The sequence below is a fragment of the Acinetobacter sp. M5A5_2a genome (genome assembly GCF_053345265.1).
Map to the genome: position 1 here is coordinate 163,996 of NZ_JBKEZV010000001.1, position 18,839 is coordinate 182,834.

Below are 18,839 nucleotides of genomic sequence, written 5' to 3' on the forward strand. Positions count from 1 at the left end.
TAATTTGGAAAAAGCAAAATTAAAAATCGTCGTCTAAATCAAAGTTGTCTTCGTCATCCAACATTTGATCTTCTGCTTTTTCAATGTCGTTAAGAACGCGCTGAAAGAAACGTAATTTACGTACAGTATCTCGAGCTTCGCCCCAGTCCTCATCTGCGTAATCAATTTTAAATTCGCGAACTAGGCCATCCATCCATTGAAACACTTCTTGTTTAAGTGTGGTCAGATGCTCTTGTGAAGTTGCTTCATCAAGCTGCTCACGAATTTCTAAAGCTGATTGTAAGAACTCAAAATCACTAATGGATTGATCGAGGTGGTGATCTTGCTTTTTGAGTGATAATAGATAAGCAGCGCGGCTATCTACTTGCGACAAAGTTTTAAAAGCTTGATTGATTTCACTTGATTTGATCAACGCCTGATCTTTATCTTCAGCTTTATCTGGATGATACTGCTGCTGCAAATTCAAGAAACTAGATTTTAAGCTCGCCAAATCGATATCGAGTGCTACGGGTAAATTGAACAACTCAAAATGATTCATTGGAAATGAGGTCCACATTAATTAAATACATTAAAACAGTGCTATAAAAAGACACTGTTTTAATGAGAGATGAAAGGAGAAAGCTTAGACAGTGAAAGATTCACCACAGCCACATTCACCTTTTTTGTTAGGATTGTTAAATTCGAACCCTTCATTAAGGCCATTTTTAACGTAGTCCATTTCTAAGCCCTCTAAATATACTGAGCTTTTTGGATCTACAAATACCTTAACGCCAAATTGTTCGAAAACTTGGTCATGTTCATCAATAGAGTCTACAAACTCAAGAACATAGGCCAATCCAGAACAACCAGAAGTTTTCACACCCACGCGAATGCCTTCACCCTTACCTCGATTTTTAAGGTAATTGCTAATATGAGTCGCAGCATTTTCAGTTAAATGAATCATGAAAACTCCAACGTTTACAATGGTAACAAATTACGCTTTAGATTTTTTAGTGCGGTAATCTTCAATCGCAGCTTTAATCGCATCTTCAGCTAGTACAGAACAGTGAACTTTTACTGGTGGAAGTGCAAGCTCAGTCGCAATATCAATATTCTTGATGGTTTGAGCTTCATCAAGAGTTTTGCCTTTTAACCATTCGGTTACAAGAGAACTTGAGGCGATTGCAGAACCACAACCATAAGTTTTAAAACGTGCTTCTTCGATTACACCGTTATCATTTACTTGGATTTGTAAACGCATTACGTCACCACACGCAGGTGCACCGACCATACCTGTACCAACATTTTCAGAGTTTTTATCTAAAACACCAACATTACGAGGGTTTTCGTAATGATCAATTACCTTTTCGCTATAAGCCATGTCGCTTCTCCAAACCTCGGGGTCAGCCTAATATTAATATGAGGGTAAAAATACTAATTTCAATGAATTAGTGTTCAGCCCATTCAACTGTAGAAAGATCGATACCTTCTTTATACATATCCCAAAGCGGAGAAAGTTCACGTAATTTCTCAACAGCGGCTTTGGTAATTGTAAGCACATGATCAATGTCTTCTTCAGTTGTGTATTTACCAAAACTGAAGCGGATAGAGCTGTGCGCTAGCTCATCAGATAAACCTAATGCGCGAAGAACATATGAAGGCTCTAAAGTTGCAGAAGTACAAGCAGAACCACTTGATACAGCAGCATCTTTAAGTGCCATCATTAAAGATTCACCTTCAACAAAGTTAAAGCTGACGTTTAAATAGTTAGCAACGTTTTGAGTTGGATGGCCGTTTAAGAAAACCTGTTCAAGGCCTTGTAAACCATTCCAAAGTTTGTCACGTAGTTTACGAATGCGTTCTTGTTCTGCATGCAATCTTTTGCCAGCAAGTTCAAAAGCTTCACCCATACCAACAATTTGGTGAGTTGCTAAAGTACCAGAGCGCATACCACGTTCATGACCACCGCCATGAATTTGTGCTTTTAAACGAACACGTGGGCTACGACGTACATATAATGCACCGATACCTTTTGGACCATAAATTTTATGAGCTGAGAAACTCATAAGATCAATTTTCATGGTAGATAAATCGATTTCAACTTTACCAGCAGCTTGAGCAGCATCTACATGAAAGAAGGTTTTATTGGCACGTGTTAACTCACCAATTGCTGCTACATCTGTAACTGTACCGATTTCGTTGTTTACCATCATAAGAGAAACAAGGACAGTATCAGGACGAAGTGCAGCTTTTACCATTTCAGGGGTAATTAAACCTGTTTGTGGTTCTGGTTCTAAATAAGTAATTTCAAAACCTTGTTCTTCTAATTCACGACAAGGATCTAGAACAGCTTTGTGTTCAATTTTACTTGTAATAATGTGTTTGCCTTTAGAAGCATAGAATTGAGCTACGCCTTTAAGTGCAAGGTTGTCTGATTCGGTAGCACCAGAAGTCCAAACGATTTCACGTGGATCGGCTTTAATTAAATTTGCGACTTGCTCACGCGCATATTCAACTTTTTCTTCTGCCTGCCAGCCATAAGCATGGGAACGAGATGCAGCATTACCAAAGGTACCGTCGAAAGTTAAACACTCCATCATACGTTCTGCAACTTGCGGATCTACTGGAGTGGTTGCTGCGTAATCAAGATAAATTGGACGTTTCATATCAAATACCTGTACCCGATAAAAGAGCTGAATCTGTGCCAGTCACATTTTGGCGCAATGCAACAGTTTGAACGTTGTCTCGGCTAATGAGGTCGGCAAGAGAGATTTTTGCTAAATAGTCGGCAATATGATGAGAGAGTTCTTGCCATAAATCGTGAGTAAGACACATTGCACCATTTTGGCAGTTAGCTTTGTGGTCGCAACGTGTTGCATCAACGGTTTCATTTACGGCTTCAATAATTTCTAACACAGTAATTTCATCAGCGTTTCGAGCCAAATGATAACCACCATTTGCACCACGGACACTAGAAACTAACCCATGACGCTTAAGTTTAGCGAATAACTGCTCTAAGTAAGCAACTGAAATAGATTGACGTGCGGCAATTTCGGCGAGCGTGATCGTTTGTTCAGTTGGCTGCAAAGCTAAATCAAGTAGAGCAGTCACTGCGTAGCGACCGCGAGTTGTAAGGCGCATGATTCGATACACATGTTAAGACTAGATAATAGGATTTTATGAATCCCGACTAAAATAGTCAAGTTTTTTTATTTTTAATTCAAGTGCAGGAACAAAATGGAAAAATAATTTAAGCAACCCACAAATTATATATGAAAAAAACAATAAATATCAGGCTAATTATACCAAAGCCTAAGTTAATGTTGCGTTGACGTTGTTGTAAGCGAGTAATTCGATTTTGATATTGTTTGATTTCCACATGAAGTGAATTGATTTCTGAACGTTGTTGATCAATTTTTTCAAGCAATGGAGCAATGCGTTTACGTGAAGCAAGGGTTTCAGCTTCATCATCTGGTGTGTTAAACCATTGCTTCCAGTCAGCTAACAGTTTAGGCAGAGTAAGATGAGAAATTAAATCTAATAACTCTTTTTTCGTTTCTTCATCACCATCAATACGCATGTTCTTAAGACTACGCTGGTTTGAAAAAGCGAAAATCTTAATCAAATCGATAAGCGTACTATTGATTTCAAGATCAATACGTCGGTCAAAGGAGTGGATATCGAACAACAAACCCTTTTCTGTAAATTGAACATAAAAGTCAAAAAAAGGAAGGTAGCTATTGATACGAATAGTTGTTTTGTTTGAAATAAACTTTTTCGCTTGCAAGCGAAGAACACCATCGTGGGTGAGAATAAATGAAAAGAAAGTTTCTAAAATAATTAGAACAATATTCAGCAACAGACGGGGATGTTTTTGTCTTTGTTGCGTTTCACTCATAAAAGTTTATCCTTACAAATAGCAGTTAACCGAAGAATGGGACATCCTATCCCAAACTTTAATAAATGTCCTGTTAAATATATTTACACGACTTAATTGCTTTGTAGAACAGTTTTGTAAATGGATCAAGTCTTTACTTTGATATTATAGAAATATTTTGTGGTCAAATCAGTCATCATCTCTCTCATCTGATTAGGAGCTTAGATCAATGGATAATGCAAATATAGATACCCCGACAGAAGAGTCAGAAGAAAAAAACAAATTAAAATCAAGAGGTTCAAGAAAGTCGGCTTTGGATTTTAGAAAGTATACCAAGCAAATTTGGTTAGCAGGGCTAGGGGCTTTTTCACGCGCAGAAGAAGAAGGTAATAAGCTATTTGACTCTTTGGTCAAAGTAGGTGAAGAACTGGAATCTAAAACAGGAGACTTAGCAGACACTACTGTTGGTAAGGTCACAGAAAAAGCAAAAGAATCTGTATCTGAAACAAAAGATAAAGTAGAAAAAATTCTTGATACCAGTGTTAACCATTCTTTAAACCGGATTGGATTGGTGACTCCGAAGGATTTACAGCACATTGAACAGCTCTTGGTACAGCTTCATATTAAGGTGGATGCTTTAATAGAAGAAAACCAGCAGTTGAAAGAAAAATTGAATAAAAAGTAAAAAATGTTGGGATTTAGCAAATATATAACAGTTTTTTAGCATTTATTTTCGCTAAAAGCCCTGCTCTAGTATTGCGTTTTCCCCCAAAGCATTGCTATAAAGGCGTCATGGCCTTTTAAACTATAGCCTTGGACCTTAAACAAACGATATTAAGAGGATGTTTTATTCATGAATAAATCAGAATTAATCGATGCAATTGCTGAAAAAGGGGGAGTATCTAAGACTGATGCAGGCAAGGCACTCGATGCGACAATTGCGTCAATTACTGAAGCACTTAAAAAAGGTGACACAGTAACTTTAGTTGGTTTTGGTACTTTCAGTGTTAAAGAACGTGCTGCACGTACTGGTCGTAACCCTAAAACTGGTGAAGAGCTTCAAATTAAAGCAACAAAAGTACCTAGCTTCAAAGCTGGTAAAGGTCTTAAAGATTCAGTAGCTTAATCTTTTAAGATGATTAAACGCGCCAATATAGGCGCGTTTTTTATTAAAAATCTGAATTGACCAATATTGCTCATTCATTGATTGTGGTTTTTCAGTTAAAATTCGCCTCGAAATAAAATATTGGAATACTTATGGAATCGTTTCGTACAGTCATTAAGGGTTGGCTCGGCAAAGTCCTTCTAATTTTGTTTTTGACCCCTTTAGCACTTGTAGGTATTGAAGGATATTTTAATAGGGGAAACAAGGCTGATGTTGCAAAGACAGTAAATGGCCAAGAAATATCTAAAAAAGACCTTGAAACTTTAACTCAGTCTTACAAAGAACAATATTTAGCTGCTGTTAAAGGTGATGAGAGTTTACTTAATTTGCCTGTTATTCAGGCTAAAGCACTCGATATTTTAGTGTCACGTAATTTACTAATTCAACAAGCTGAAAAACTAGGTATTTCACTGAGTGATACTCAAATTGAGCAGATGTTAGCTCAGCAGCCTAGTTTGCAAGAGAATGGACAATTCTCGCAAAAACTCTATGAAAATTATTTACGTTCTATTGGTATGACAAGTCAGGGCTTAATATCTAGCCTTCGTCAAGATCATGCTTTAAAAATGCTAACTTCAACTTTTTCTGATTACTCTTTGGTAAGTAAAGTTGATTTAATGCAAATTGCGAATTTGCAAACTGAACAACGTACATTACATTTGGCTAGTATTAAATTAGATGGTTATAAAACTGGTTTAACTGCCTCTAATCAAGAAGCTACAGATTATTACAACAAACACCAAAATGAGTTTAAACAACAAGCTTCTGTTGATGTGGATTATGTTGTTGTGTCTCCATCACTGATGGCTAAACCAGCTCCTGCAACTGAAGCTGAACTTCAGCAAGCATATAGCAAGTTCGTTGAAACTCAGAAAAAAGATGCTAAACGGACTGTGAAGCATATTTTAATTACTACAGATGCTCGTGATGATGCAGCAGCTCAAAAACTTGCTAAAGAAGTATATGCGAAAATTCAAGGCGGTCTTACATTTGCACAAGCTGCATCTCAGTTCTCTGAAGATCCAAGTTCGAAAGCAAAAGGCGGTTTAGTTGAAGCATATGCGCCGGGTGTTTTTTCCGATGCGTTTGATAAAACTGTAGTAAGCTTAAAAAATGGACAAATTTCTCAACCAGTAAAAACTCAATATGGTTATCATATTATTGAGGCAGAAACTCAAGCTAATCAAATCCCTTCATTCGAAGCAGAGAAGGCGCGTTTAACTGCTGAGGTTGAAAAGAATAAAGTTGCGACTGTTTATTCAGATACCGTAAATAGTTTAAATGAAACGATTGTTGGTAATGATTCTTTAGAAGCTGTTGTGCAAGAAGTAAAAGGTACAAAAGTTGAATCATTAAATGGCGTAACTTTACTTACACAAAATCCATATTTAAGTGATCCAAACGTTAAAATTAAATTGTTTAATGATGACGTGAAAAATGGTGACCGTAATACATCATCTAATATTCAATTAGCGAATGGTGATACGGTATGGGTTAAAGTACGTGATTATCATGCTGCTGGTGTAAAACCTTTAGCACAAGCGATGAATGAAGCGAAAGCAAAAGTTATCGATGAAAAAGCGCGTAAAGCTGTTCAAGCAAAAATTGCTACAATGTTGGCTGAATTTAAAACTCAACCAGCAGATCAAGTTGTTGCTAAAAATAAAGTAGCATTTGAATCGGCTGGCGTATTTAGTCGTTCACAAGGATTAAAGCGTGAAATTGAGCGTGCAGCATTTAGTGCAGCTACACCTAAGCCAGGTATGTGGTCTGTTTCAACAGCGAATTTACCAAATGAGCTGGTTGTTGTTGCTGTTTCAAATATAAATTCATCTGCTGCGAATGCTATTCCTGCTGATCAGTTACAGCAGTTAAAGCAACTTTATCGTCAATCGCGTGGTCAACAAATATTAGAAGATTACAGTCAATATTTAAAATCACATGCGAAAATTAAATAATAATTTGATTCAATAAAAAAAGCGCCTCGGCGCTTTTTTTATTGGCAGTTAATCTAAGCTGTGTCCAATATATTGCTGTCTATATTGTTTAGGAGATAAATAAAAAATTCGTTTGAATGCCTGACTAAATGCTGTTTCGGATGAATAGCCGACCTTATTTGAAATTTGCTGAATTGATAAGTTGCTTGTGCGTAAATACTGACTTGCCAAGCGAAAACGATAGTGCTGTAAATATGTGAGGGGTGGCTCACCAATAATACTGTTAAATATATTCGCAAATTTAGAACGTGACATACAGCATTGTTCAGCTAAAGATTCAACTGTCCATGTGACTTCAGGTTGGCTATGAATAGCAGATAGTGCATTGCTCAGTTCAGGATGAGTTAAGGCACTTAACCAGTTTTGTTGATCTGTCATTTGTTGAATATGATCACGGATACATTCAATGAGCAAAATACTGACTAAATGATCAATAATTTTGTCATGACCCGGCCTGATTTTTTGAGTCTCAATGGCTAGAAAATAGAGTCCAATTTGTAGCCATTCAGGTGGGTTGGTTTGATTTTCATGCTGAATATGCATGATGGATGGCAGTGCATTAATGAGTGGCCCAGCCATATGAGTATCGATTTGGCAACGTAAACATAGCAATAATGTATTATCTGGAGATGAAGTACCAAACTCGATTGCGTCTTGTCTGTGACCGTTAAAAAGCGAAGTGATATCCAGAAAATCTACCAACTTACTCGCTGTTGATTTTGAGTCAGTCGCACTATGTGCTTTCCCAGAAGGAATTAAAATAATATCACCAGCAGTCGCAGTTATTTTTTCTGAAGCATTAAGTTGTATATATACTGAACCAGTTAAAACAATATAAGCAAGTAGAGCAGATTGATCTTGTGTTTTAAAAGCCCATTCTCCTTGCGCTTTTAAATAGATGTATTCAGACTTATTAAGGTGAATATCATCAAAAAATTTACTTAGTGCATCCATATTTAAATGATCAATCATTATTTTAATAAAATTATAGTGAGCTACAAGAATAGATCAACATGTGTTTTTAGGACAGAAAAGTGGAAGAAAATGCCAAAGACTTTAACATAGGTTTTTTGGACGGTTACTACTGTTAACTAAACACTATTTCTTTAACTATATAGACATATAGAAAAAGGAAATATAGCTATGAATGCACCAGTAAATGTTCAGCAAGAACTTATGCCAGTGCCTGCGTCTATGCGTGAAATAGATCGCAAACGCTTTTTATGGATGATTAGTCCTGCTTTACCTGCTATCGGTTTAGGTATTTTAGCAGGTTATCAGTTTGGTCCACGCCCTTTAAAGAAAGTCTTTGCTTTAGGTGGTCCACTTTTATTACATGTCGTGATTCCAGCAATTGATACTATTATTGGGAAAGATGCTCGAAATCCGACAGATGAAGAAATTAAGCTTTTAGAAAAAGATCCATATTATTCTCGTCTTGTGAAGAGCTTTATTCCTCTACAGTATGCTGCAAATGTTTATGCATGTTATTTAACAAGTCGTAAAACGACATCTTTTATTGATAAGATTTTACTTGGTATCTCAATGGGTGCAATCAATGGTATTGCGATTAATACAGCCCATGAGTTAAGTCATAAGCATGATCGTATAGACCATATTCTATCTCATCTTGCTTTAGTTCCTACAGGTTATAACCATTTCCGTATTGAACATCCTTACGGTCACCATAAGCGTGCAGCAACACCAGAAGATCCAGCTTCATCACGTATGGGTGAAACATTCTATGAGTTCTGGCCACGTACAGTTATTGGTTCTTTTAAATCTGCAATAGAAATTGAAAAAAATCGTTTAAAACGTAAAGGTAAAGAATTCTGGTCTTCAGATAATGAATTATTACAAGGCTGGGGAATGACCGCTGCTTTTCATGGATCCATGATTGGAATCTTTGGTAAAGGTACAATTCCATATTTAGCGACCCAAGCTTTTTATGGTATTAGTCTTTTCGAAATTATTAACTATATTGAGCACTATGGTTTATTGCGTCAGAAAAAAGCTGATGGTAATTATGAGCGCACAATGCCTGAGCATAGCTGGAACAACAATAACGTAGTAACAAACTTATTCTTGTATCAGTTGCAGCGTCATTCAGACCATCATGCATATCCAACTCGTCCATTCCAAGCATTACGTCATTTTGATGAGGCACCAGAGCTACCAAGCGGTTACGCAAGTATGCTACTACCAGCATTAATCCCTTCATTGTGGTTTAAAATCATGGATAAGCGAGTTTTTGATCACTATAAAGGTGATTTAAACAAAGCGAATATTTCATCAAAGCGTCGTGCAAAAATCTTTAAGAAATTTGGTGTAGTTGATAAAACGTTAGATAGTACAACTACCCAATAAATAAAAATATTAATTCCTGAAATACGAAGCCCTCTAGTTTAATAGCTAGAGGGCTTTTTAAGTTTTGACATAAATAGCTAATAAAAGAAGGGAAAAATTTCCCTTAATTATTATTTTAGTTCGCTAGAAGATTTACCAAGTTCTCGGCGGGCAATAATCAATTGTTGGATTTGTTGAGTACCTTCAAAGATATCGAGAATTTTTGAATCGCGTGCCCATTTCTCAAGTAACTCATCTTCGTTATAACCAACACTTGCTGCCAATTCGACACATTTTAAAGTAATCTCGTTACCAACACGGCCAGCTTTGGCTTTCGCAATAGAAGCTTCTTTAGAGTTTGGCTTTTTGTTATCTGCCATCCACGTTGACTTTAACATAAGCAGGCGAGCTGCTTCCCACTCAGCTTCCATACGGTAGATTTGTGCTGCAAGATTAGAAGTATGTAGATAAGGGGTAGAATAATCTGGATCAAGTTGGTCTTTAAAAATTTCTTTAATACGTTCTAAAGAAGCTTTAGCACAACCAACCGCCATCGCTGCAACCAATGGACGAGTGTTGTCAAAAGTTTCCATTACTCCGGCAAAACCTTTTGCAACATCGACTTCAGCATTTCCCAAAAGGTTCTCAGCAGGTACTCGGCAGTCAATAAAACTAATAACGGCAGTATCTGAAGCTTTAATTCCCAATTTATGTTCGAGTCGTTCAACCTTCATTCCAGGCGTACCTTTTGGTACTACAAATGATTTAATAGCTGCACGTCCCAGTTTTTTATCTAAAGTCGCCCAAACGACGACAGAATCTGCACGTTCGCCAGATGTCACAAAAATCTTTTCACCATTTAAAATATAGTCATTACCATCTTTGGTTGCAGTGGTGCGGATCGCGGCAGAGTCAGAGCCGCAACCTGGCTCGGTAATCGCCATTGCAGCCCATGTTCCTTTGAAGCGCTCTAATTGCTCATCATTTGCAACAGCAGCAATGGCTGAGTTCCCAAGGCCCTGACGTGGCATACTTAGTAATAAGCCTGTATCGCCATAACACATCTCAATAATCCCTAGAGCGGTAGACATATTGGTTCCGTTACGAATACCTTCATTGTCTGTATCGCCACGTTTGCCAGCACCCGCAGCTCCGGCATTAATACCTTCGCCACCTTCATTCATACCATCAATGAGTGAAGCTAACATATTGAGCTCTTTTGGATAAGCATGCTCAGCTTTATCATATTTACGAGAAATAGGGCGTAAAACATTGATCGCAACATCATGTGCCTGATCAATCATCATTTTGAATTTTTTAGGATTTTGTAAATTCATTAAAGTATTCTCTGATTGATCATTTAAGCATGTAAGCCAGATTGTAAAATTGCGGTAGCGCGTAAATCACGATACCAGCGTTCAACTGGGTGTTCTTTTGTGAAACCATGTCCACCAAGAATTTGCACACCATCTGTACCGATTTTCATGGATTTTTCAGCACAAAGTAGTTGGGCTAGATAAGCTTCACGGTGAAATGGCTTGCCTGATTCTGCAAGGCTTGCTGCGTTTAAAACCAGCATACGCATTGCGTCAATTTCAATTGCCATATCTGCAATCATGAAAGCGACACTCTGGCGGTGAGAAATTGGTTCACCGAAAGCAGTTCGTTCATTGGCATATTTAATACAATAGGCTTTTACAGCTTCACAAGTACCAACAGCCATTGCACACCACATTAAATTTCCTAAATCTAGAAAAGCAGTGTAATCAAAGTCTGTTGCACCTAAGCGTAGAGCAGGAGTGTGATTAAAGCGCAAAGTTGCTGTTTCTGTCGCTTTAAGGCCCATAGCAGGCGTATTTTTAATAGAAATGCTATCGTTGCATTGCACTACAAATATATCTGGCTTGCCATTAAAGTCCGCACTTACTAAAAATACATCGGCCAGATCACCTAAAATAACAAGCGTTTTTTCACCATCTATAAAAAACTGATCATTTTCAAGTGATGCTTTGGTTTTTAAAGTGTAAGGATTAAATGCTGGAGTTGCTTCTTGTACAGCAAAGGTTGCTGTGATGTCTGAGTCTTCGGCAAAACAAGGTAGGTATATCGACTGAACTTCAGCAGAACCCCAACGTGTAATTGCATTAATAACGCTAAATGTACTGAGTAATCCTGCTGTAAGGCTAAAATCACCTTCAGCCAATTTTTCAGCAATCAATAAGTTACTTACAATATTCTGTTCAGTTGCTACACCGCCTAATGCTTCTGGAAGTGCATAGTAGTTAAGACCTAGATCTTCTACATATTGCCAAAGGCTTTCTGGAAACTGGGCAGTTTGATCAGCATCATGAGCTAACCCTAATAAAACTTCTTGAGCAAATTGAGACATTGCATCAGAGGTCATTTGTTGTTCTTCAGTTAGGCTTAAATCAAACAGAGTTTTTTGTTGTTGAGGCAATCGCTGTTGAGAGATTTTTTTCGGTTTAAATGCTTTTTGAGTTTGACTTAATGCTTTAAAACTAGCTTTTGAACCTTGATATAGGGATTTTTCAACAAATTTGCGTAACTTGAGTTGATCAAGTACATCGCTTCCAGCCAATTTAGTGATCAGCGATAAACCCAAACCCTGAGCTTTATTGATCATACTTGTCATGATTATGGTGTCCTAACACGTTGTTATTGTTTTATGCTGACACGCATCATAGTAAAAGACTATGTCGTTACTGACATTCAAAAAATGAGTGGATAAATGGTAGGTGAAAAATAAGCGTATTTTAAGTATATGATTTTATTTATTTAAAATAATTTTTTTGTGGTGTGTTTAGAGGGGTATTGACTAGAATGACATGGAATCATTCTAGCCGTTCACTAAATTAAGCGAAGTTACGAATCATACGACGTACATTTGTTTTTGCATCGATGACTGTCATAAACGTATATGCCCCAATAAATTTACGGCTAATAAACATAAATTCTTTTGGAGGAACTGAGAAATAACGTGATGCCATTGATTTACTTGCTTGCTGCATAACACGGCTATGTAACTGGCTTTTCTTCCAGTCATAACGTTCATGTTCATCCATTAGACCAGCAGGCATATCTGGATTATTTGATGGTGTGCTAAATGCTTCTGTCGCTAATAGAAAAACATCGGCCATACCTGGCTTAATGCTTTCCGGCATTGCATCAAAAAATTCATAACCAGTCATGGCTTGTATCATTAATTGTTTATCATGTTGATAACCTGCCTGAATTAGATTACGGGCAACCGATAACAAGTGGTCATCAAACTGACGGATAGCACCAAAGTCTAATAATACAATCTTATCCTGAACATCTTGGCCATTACCTAAACGGACAAGGTAGTTACCGAAGTTAGGATCGGTTTGCATTTCGCCCCATTCAAAAATTTCACGAACAGCAATTTCTAATGAAGCTTCACCAAGCTGATTACGACGCTCTTGGGGCAAAGACAACATAACAGGGCTATTGATTGGAACACCGCGTTCGAAAGTCATGCAGAGTACTTGGTTGGTACAATACTCATCTACAATTGTAGGAACAATATAACGCTCGTCATCTTTTAAGCGTTCACCAAAGCGACGAGTAGTGGCAGCTTCAACATCATAGTCAACCTCACGATGCATCATCTCACGCACTTCATCAAACCACTGATCAAATTCACGGGTTTGTGGCACCATACGTGTCAGTTTAAGCATGTTTTTAAACAAGCTCATATCTGAATCAATGGCGTTCGCAACACCTGGATATTGAATTTTTAGAACTAATTCCAAACCATCTGATTTACGTGTTGCACGGTGTACTTGTGCGAGAGAGGCAGTACCAATTGGTTCATGATCAATTGTTAAATCATTTAACTTAGCGCCCAGTTGTTCTTGTAGATGTGGCTTAATTGCAGGCCAATCTAAAGCAACAGTTTGGTTATTTAGGGTATTTAATGCTTGTGTAATCTCTTCTGGTAAAAAATGTTCACCATAAAGAGCCATCATTTGCCCAATTTTAACAATAGAACCCTTAAGTTTACCTATTTCAGAAACCAGATAATTAGCTTGTTCGCTCATCGCTTTTTTACGTTTCTTTTCTTTGTCTTCCTCATTAGAAAAAATAGAAGAAGCACTTGCAGTTGCCCAACGTGTTCCTGCAAGTAAAGAAGCTTTCGCGATTGATAAGCGTCGATCCATGGAAGAAGTTTTTAAACTCTTAAGCTTATCTTTCTGATTTGACATGAAAATAGAATCCTATGCGCATCATGCAGCCAAACGCTGTGATCTAAAATTGTAACGAATATTACATGTTTTGAGCGTATTAAAATAGTTCTCTCAGACTGAATGATAGGTCGAAATCGCCATCTTTATTTCATTAACTATTAAATAGCCTAAGCAATTTATAAATTTAAGAAATTAAGAGCATTCAGATGGGTAAAATTAAGATAAAATGGACCTTTGATAACAAAATGGATTACATTTTAAATTGAATCTTTAATTCAGATTTCTGCATCAAATGAAGGCGATTATTCTGAATATGTTGCAATAACATCTGTTTGACTGAATCATGCATGAAACCAAGTGCATGAGCTTTTACAATAATGATGCTAGGCAGGGTATAAAAGAAGTACTTAACATCATCAAGATCTGCATTATTAAAAATACCTTGTTCAATTAACGTCTGCTGCAAAAACTGCTTTTCGTTTAATACAGAATCTGAAGATTCATCCCAAAAACGGTGACGCATAGCCATCAGATTGTTGTGCTTATAACTCATAAAATTGCCAGCTCAGACTTCAAATCTAAATAAAATATATGGAGTCGAGCAGCGAATATCAAGTTGAGATTATTTTTTCTTCAGTTGCTGATTGATTTTTTATGTAACTCTTGTAAATAGCCTAAGCAAATTTAAAAATTTTTTTAAAAATCCTATAATCTAAACAATTTCATCTATAAAACTACTTATCATGACTCCTGCATGTAGATTGTTAAAAAGTAATAAAATTGAATTTTCTATTCATGAATATGAACATGATTCAAATGCCAAAAGTTTTGGATTAGAAGCAGCTGAAAAATTAGATTTGGATGTAAAAGAAGTATTTAAAACTCTAATGGTAAGTGATGATAAAAATTATTTCGTTGCTGTCTTGCCGGTTAATCACCAATTAAATTTAAAAAAAGTAGCTACGGCGTTTGGATGTAAAAAGTTACAAATGGCTAATCCTAAAGATGCTGAACGTTTAACGGGATATTTGGTAGGAGGGATTAGCCCTTTAGGCCAAAAAAAACGTTTAAAAACTGTCATTGATGCATCGGCTCAAAACTTTAGCAAAATTTATGTCAGTGGCGGAAAAAGAGGGCTGGATATTGGTTTAAATCCTAAAGATTTAGCACAGCTTTTAAATGCTCAATTTGTTGATGTGCTTGATCAGTAAGAAAAGTTTAGAGGAATACTCTAAGAACTAATCATTATTTTTATCTACATTGAGAAAATACTTTGTTGAGAGGTATAGCTCATTGTAGATACTTCTTTATTTTTCAAAAAGAGATAAGCATAAATAATTGCAAAAAAGCTTGAATCATTAAATGAAAATGATTATCATTATTGTTAATGGCGATATAGTCCTAGTTCCGATTAGGGGGAGGAGATTGATTGCAATATAAAGCCCATGTTCTAAGTTTATGCTCATTTTCTAATGAAATTTAGAGTTATACCAGAAGCTCAAATAAGAAGAACAGGAAAGGCGAGTTGATCTCTGGTATGTGACACCTGCGAGACATTATAAAAATATGCGGGTTCAAGCAGCGGTAAATGGAACTAAGAAAAATAAATACTATCAGCGCAATAAAAAGAATAAACCAAGAGTAGCAAGCGAGGATGGCTTGCTACTCTTGCATTTAAAGTTAGTTTCATACTTATTTATATTGTTCAACCTTTTTAGAGTTTTAACTCTGCTCAGTAACAGATTACTTATATTTTTGATTAAAAAATAATCACTAGTGTTTCATTTATTAACATCATGCCTTTTTAGCCAATTTTTTGTATACCCTGAATAAAACATGATCAAAAAAAGAGGTAAAAGCGTGCTTATTTTTCATGGAAAACCTGTTCATGGAGCAATTTTTGATATGGATGGGACAATGTTTGATACTGAGAGGTTGCGGTTTCAAACATTGCAACAAGCATCTCAAGAACTCATTGGACAGGAGTTTTCACACGAATATTTAATGCAATGTTTAGGGTTAAGTGCAACTACTGCTGAACAATTGGCTCAACGTTTGTATGGTGTGAATGTTCCATATAAAGAGATAAGAAAAAGAGCCGATGAGATGGAGCTTGAACATATACGAAAACACGGCGTTCCTATCAAGAAGGGTTTAGTTCAAGTTTTAGAACGTTTAAGAAAATCAGGTTTAAGAATGGCTGTGGCTACTTCAAGTCGTAGAGCAATTGCCGAAGAATATTTAATTAACGCGAATGTTTATAAATTTTTTGATGTAATTACTTGTGGGGATGAAGTACAAAATGGAAAGCCTCATCCTGAAATATTCCTAAAAGCAGCAAGTCAGCTTCATTTAGATGCTAACCAATGTTTAATGTTTGAAGATTCTGAAAATGGCTTAACGTCAGCTCACTCATCGGAAGGTCTAACAATTTTATTAAAAGATATTAAAGAACCAAACGATGAAATGTTGGCAAAAGCCGATTTTTATTACGATCAGATGTATGACTTCTTAACAGATCTCGACCAATTTATTCCTGTTATGGATATGCCACAAGGACAAGAGTCTTTTCCGCAAAGCCTAAATCAACTTACCGTTGGTATACACGGTTTTGGTGCTATTGGCGGCGGATATATAGCGCAAATCTTGTCACACTGGGATGGATACACAAAACCAAGACGTATTATTGCTTCTACACGTAATAGTCTATTCCGTGAAGCTGTAAATGCGTTTGGAACTTATAGCATTCGCTATGGACAGTTTTCGTATGATGAACGCATTGAAAATATGACAATTGTTGATTCTGACAATGAACAGCAAATGTTAGAGATGTATACCCATTCAAGTTTGATTGCACTATGTTTGCCTGAGCAAGCTATTGAAGTTGAGTCAAAAACGATTGCAAAAGGTTTATACGCTCGTTTTAACTCGGCACTTGAAACATGTATAGAACCGTTAACTTTCTTAATTATTTTAAATAAAGTTGGCGCAAAATATTTGGTGATGAAGCATCTTAGAGAAGCACTTTTAGAACTAACTAATGATGAGGACGTGACGGAGCATATTTTAAAAGAACATTACTTTTGCGACACCGTTGTAAACCGTATGGTTTCAAAATTGTCTAATCAAAATCTATATCGTCAACTTCGTATTAAGCATCACTTTCTTGAACAGCATTTATCTGATGTAGAACAAGAGGAGCAGGTCGAAATTGAAGATTGCAATAAACTGACTCAAGATCAGCAAAATCAGGCATCTTTATATGTAGATAATATGCGTCGTAATTTTCAGCCGGGACATATATTACAAAGCATGGATCTAATCTTGTTCCATAGCGAAACTGATATGCCAATTTATGTAGAAAAAGGTAGCCCTTTACTCGAAAAATTGCGCCAAGTTGTATTGGTTGAGCAGATTACAGATATTCAATTAATCAAAAACCGACTGTGGAACGGCGTACACGCGATGCTTGCTTGGTATGCATCTTTACTGGGTTATGATTCTATTGGTGTTGCCATGGGCGATAATTCTGTTAAAGCATTTGCAGAAAATTTAATTACAGAAGTAAAGCAAGGACTTGCAATCGTATTACCTAACTATGCAAAAGATCTAGATCGACTCGCGCAGAGTTTTCTAGATTCATGTGAATATGCATTTAAAGATCCATGTCAGCGTGTAGCGCGAGATCCGCTACGTAAACTGGGTCACAATGAACGGGTAATAGCTTCAATTATGGTGAATATTAATCATGATTTACCCTATAAAAACTTATTAAAAGGCGCCGCTTTAGGTTATGCCTATGCAATTCAATTTTTAGAAATTGATGAGACTGATGCGATTAAACATTTGCAGCAACAAATTCAGAACTTGGACATGAGTACAGTTCAGAAAAGACAGCTGGAAGTTGAGTTGGCACAATTAATTCAATATTTATTTTCTGAACAAGGCAAGCAACCTTTGAACATGAATATTATTAACTCCAAAACTACGCGCACTCAATATGCTTAAATTCGTTCAATGAATTAAGACTCTACAATTAAAAGGCAAACATGCTTTAATACAAAAATTGAATCATTTTGAATTAAAGCTGTGCTGCTAAAACCTTCTACATCCATGGTGCCAACATCTATACGGGACTATCTGGAATGGCACCTTGGGCGTCAAAATTATGCTTTATGGTATCTGGAAATTAATGATCAAAAATTAGTTGATTATTTAGATGGATTGCGCAGGCATTTTTCAAATTTTTTATTAGAACCTAATAGCCGCCAATATCATGTCACATTGTTTATATGTGGTTTTTTGACTGATGAATCTAAACTTTACAAAGATGATTTTAGTTTTAGTGAGTTTGAGCAACAGAGAGAAATTTTAAGAAAAGAGGATTTTGCTCCATTTCATTTAAAAATTGGAGCAGTTGATAGTTTTAGTAGTGCTTTATTTGTAGAAATTCAAGATGCCGGAAATATCTTATCTCTAATACGACAAAAGCTAGGCACGGTTTCTAATGAAATTGCGGCTTTAGATTATTGCCCACATATCACCTTGGGTCTATATAAAGAAAATTATAATAGTGATTTGATTTTGCAAAAAATTTCTGAATTACCTGTACAATATAAGTACGCTGAATTTGAACTTAAAATTGAGCATTTGACGTTTGGTTATTACCAGGCTCAAACTTTACAAGGTAAGTTATATCCATATCAGCATTTATTTTTAGGTGATTCATGTTGCAACTAATTTTGGGTGGTGCTCGTTCTGGTAAAAGTCGATTGGCTGAACAAACGGCAATATCTATGCAATTAGCTGTGACTTATGTCGCGACTGCGCAAGCGCTTGATTCAGAAATGCAAAGCCGAATTGCACACCATCAAAATCAGCGTCCTGCTCACTGGTCCTTAGTTGAAGAGCCATTATATTTAGCAGAAGTTCTGCAAAAAATTGATCGACCTAACCAAATTATTTTGGTGGATTGCTTAACGCTTTGGCTAACGAATTTATTACTTTTAGAAGATCAAAACGTTCAAGAGTTTGAGTGTGAGCAACTAGTAGATATTTTGCCTAAGCTCCAGTCAGAAATTATTTTAGTAAGTAATGAAACTGGTCTTGGCGTTGTGCCATTAGGCGAGATTAGCCGTCGTTTTGTAGATGAAGCAGGAAGACTGCATCAAGCTTTAGGACAAATTGCAGATAAGGTTATGTTTTGTGTGGCTGGTTTTCCAATGATTTTAAAAGGTGAGAAGTAA

At 36.5% G+C, this 18,839-nt stretch carries 19 protein-coding genes; 8 read left to right on the forward strand and 11 right to left on the reverse strand.

The genetic code is table 11. The features are described from left to right. Positions 1-19 precede the first annotated feature (19 nt). The 6 genes from hscB to ACLBWE_RS00820 form a co-directional block, all read right to left on the reverse strand. Positions 20-538, reverse strand: coding sequence for a Fe-S protein assembly co-chaperone HscB (hscB, locus tag ACLBWE_RS00795; protein WP_003651556.1), 519 nt, complete (start codon positions 536-538; stop codon positions 20-22). An 84-nt stretch (positions 539-622) separates the two neighbouring features. Further along, the gene (gene iscA / locus ACLBWE_RS00800; RefSeq protein ID WP_003651558.1) at positions 623-943 is read right to left on the reverse strand and encodes an iron-sulfur cluster assembly protein IscA; all 321 of its coding nucleotides are present in this window, start codon (positions 941-943) and stop codon (positions 623-625) included. 30 nt (positions 944-973) lie between these two features. Next, the gene (gene iscU / locus ACLBWE_RS00805) at positions 974-1,360 is read right to left on the reverse strand and encodes a Fe-S cluster assembly scaffold IscU (protein ID WP_003651560.1); all 387 of its coding nucleotides are present in this window, start codon (positions 1,358-1,360) and stop codon (positions 974-976) included. A 67-nt stretch (positions 1,361-1,427) separates the two neighbouring features. Further along, positions 1,428-2,645: an IscS subfamily cysteine desulfurase gene (locus ACLBWE_RS00810; protein WP_005041010.1), complete on the reverse strand. Its 1,218-nt coding sequence runs from the start codon at positions 2,643-2,645 to the stop codon at positions 1,428-1,430. 1 nt (position 2,646) lies between these two features. Beyond that, positions 2,647-3,120, reverse strand: a complete 474-nt coding sequence (locus ACLBWE_RS00815) for an Rrf2 family transcriptional regulator (protein ID WP_003651563.1) — start codon at positions 3,118-3,120, stop codon at positions 2,647-2,649. Positions 3,121-3,229: 109 nt separating this feature from the next. Next, positions 3,230-3,877, reverse strand: a complete 648-nt coding sequence (locus tag ACLBWE_RS00820) for a hypothetical protein (RefSeq protein ID WP_005041007.1) — start codon at positions 3,875-3,877, stop codon at positions 3,230-3,232. A 208-nt stretch (positions 3,878-4,085) separates the two neighbouring features. On the opposite strand from ACLBWE_RS00820, the gene ACLBWE_RS00825 reads away from it, so the two are divergent. From ACLBWE_RS00825 to ACLBWE_RS00835, 3 genes are all read left to right on the forward strand, one after another. Continuing rightward, positions 4,086-4,541, forward strand: coding sequence for a phasin family protein (locus tag ACLBWE_RS00825; protein ID WP_005041005.1), 456 nt, complete (start codon positions 4,086-4,088; stop codon positions 4,539-4,541). A gap of 168 nt (positions 4,542-4,709) precedes the next feature. Further along, positions 4,710-4,982 (forward strand): HU family DNA-binding protein, encoded by a 273-nt coding sequence (locus ACLBWE_RS00830; protein ID WP_001043034.1) that lies wholly within the window; start codon positions 4,710-4,712, stop codon positions 4,980-4,982. Between the two features lie 131 nt (positions 4,983-5,113). Beyond that, on the forward strand, positions 5,114-6,979 hold the full coding sequence (locus ACLBWE_RS00835) for a SurA N-terminal domain-containing protein (protein WP_447600548.1): 1,866 nt from the start codon (positions 5,114-5,116) through the stop codon (positions 6,977-6,979). 48 nt (positions 6,980-7,027) lie between these two features. Here the strand turns inward: ACLBWE_RS00835 and ACLBWE_RS00840 are convergent, their stop codons facing one another. Beyond that, a complete protein-coding gene (locus tag ACLBWE_RS00840; protein WP_447600550.1) occupies positions 7,028-7,972 on the reverse strand; it encodes an AraC family transcriptional regulator in 945 nt (314 codons plus the stop codon). A gap of 189 nt (positions 7,973-8,161) precedes the next feature. Between ACLBWE_RS00840 and ACLBWE_RS00845 the strand changes: the two genes are divergently transcribed. Next, a complete protein-coding gene (locus tag ACLBWE_RS00845) occupies positions 8,162-9,385 on the forward strand; it encodes an alkane 1-monooxygenase (RefSeq protein WP_198078600.1) in 1,224 nt (407 codons plus the stop codon). 110 nt (positions 9,386-9,495) lie between these two features. On the opposite strand, the gene ACLBWE_RS00850 is transcribed toward ACLBWE_RS00845, so the two are convergent. The 4 genes from ACLBWE_RS00850 to ACLBWE_RS00865 all read right to left on the reverse strand — a co-directional run bounded on the left by ACLBWE_RS00850 (position 9,496) and on the right by ACLBWE_RS00865 (position 14,146). After that, complete coding sequence (locus ACLBWE_RS00850; protein WP_447600553.1) at positions 9,496-10,701, reverse strand: acyl-CoA dehydrogenase family protein; 1,206 nt, start codon at positions 10,699-10,701, stop codon at positions 9,496-9,498. Between the two features lie 23 nt (positions 10,702-10,724). Next, on the reverse strand, positions 10,725-12,008 hold the full coding sequence (locus tag ACLBWE_RS00855) for an acyl-CoA dehydrogenase family protein (RefSeq protein WP_447600960.1): 1,284 nt from the start codon (positions 12,006-12,008) through the stop codon (positions 10,725-10,727). 229 nt (positions 12,009-12,237) lie between these two features. Then, complete coding sequence (locus tag ACLBWE_RS00860) at positions 12,238-13,611, reverse strand: ABC1 kinase family protein (RefSeq protein WP_045432626.1); 1,374 nt, start codon at positions 13,609-13,611, stop codon at positions 12,238-12,240. A gap of 232 nt (positions 13,612-13,843) precedes the next feature. Then, a complete protein-coding gene (locus tag ACLBWE_RS00865) occupies positions 13,844-14,146 on the reverse strand; it encodes a hypothetical protein (RefSeq protein ID WP_447600555.1) in 303 nt (100 codons plus the stop codon). Between the two features lie 190 nt (positions 14,147-14,336). On the opposite strand from ACLBWE_RS00865, the gene ybaK reads away from it, so the two are divergent. The 4 genes from ybaK to cobU all read left to right on the forward strand — a co-directional run bounded on the left by ybaK (position 14,337) and on the right by cobU (position 18,839). Next, entirely contained in the window at positions 14,337-14,804 is a 468-nt protein-coding gene (gene ybaK / locus ACLBWE_RS00870; RefSeq protein WP_004642683.1) for a Cys-tRNA(Pro) deacylase, read from the forward strand. 649 nt (positions 14,805-15,453) lie between these two features. Further along, entirely contained in the window at positions 15,454-17,601 is a 2,148-nt protein-coding gene (gene mtlD, locus ACLBWE_RS00875) for a bifunctional mannitol-1-phosphate dehydrogenase/phosphatase (RefSeq protein WP_447600558.1), read from the forward strand. A 105-nt stretch (positions 17,602-17,706) separates the two neighbouring features. Beyond that, a complete protein-coding gene (locus ACLBWE_RS00880) occupies positions 17,707-18,333 on the forward strand; it encodes a 2'-5' RNA ligase family protein (RefSeq protein ID WP_447600560.1) in 627 nt (208 codons plus the stop codon). Further along, the gene (gene cobU / locus ACLBWE_RS00885; protein WP_447600562.1) at positions 18,321-18,839 is read left to right on the forward strand and encodes a bifunctional adenosylcobinamide kinase/adenosylcobinamide-phosphate guanylyltransferase; all 519 of its coding nucleotides are present in this window, start codon (positions 18,321-18,323) and stop codon (positions 18,837-18,839) included. Before ACLBWE_RS00880 ends, cobU begins: the two co-directional genes overlap by 13 nt.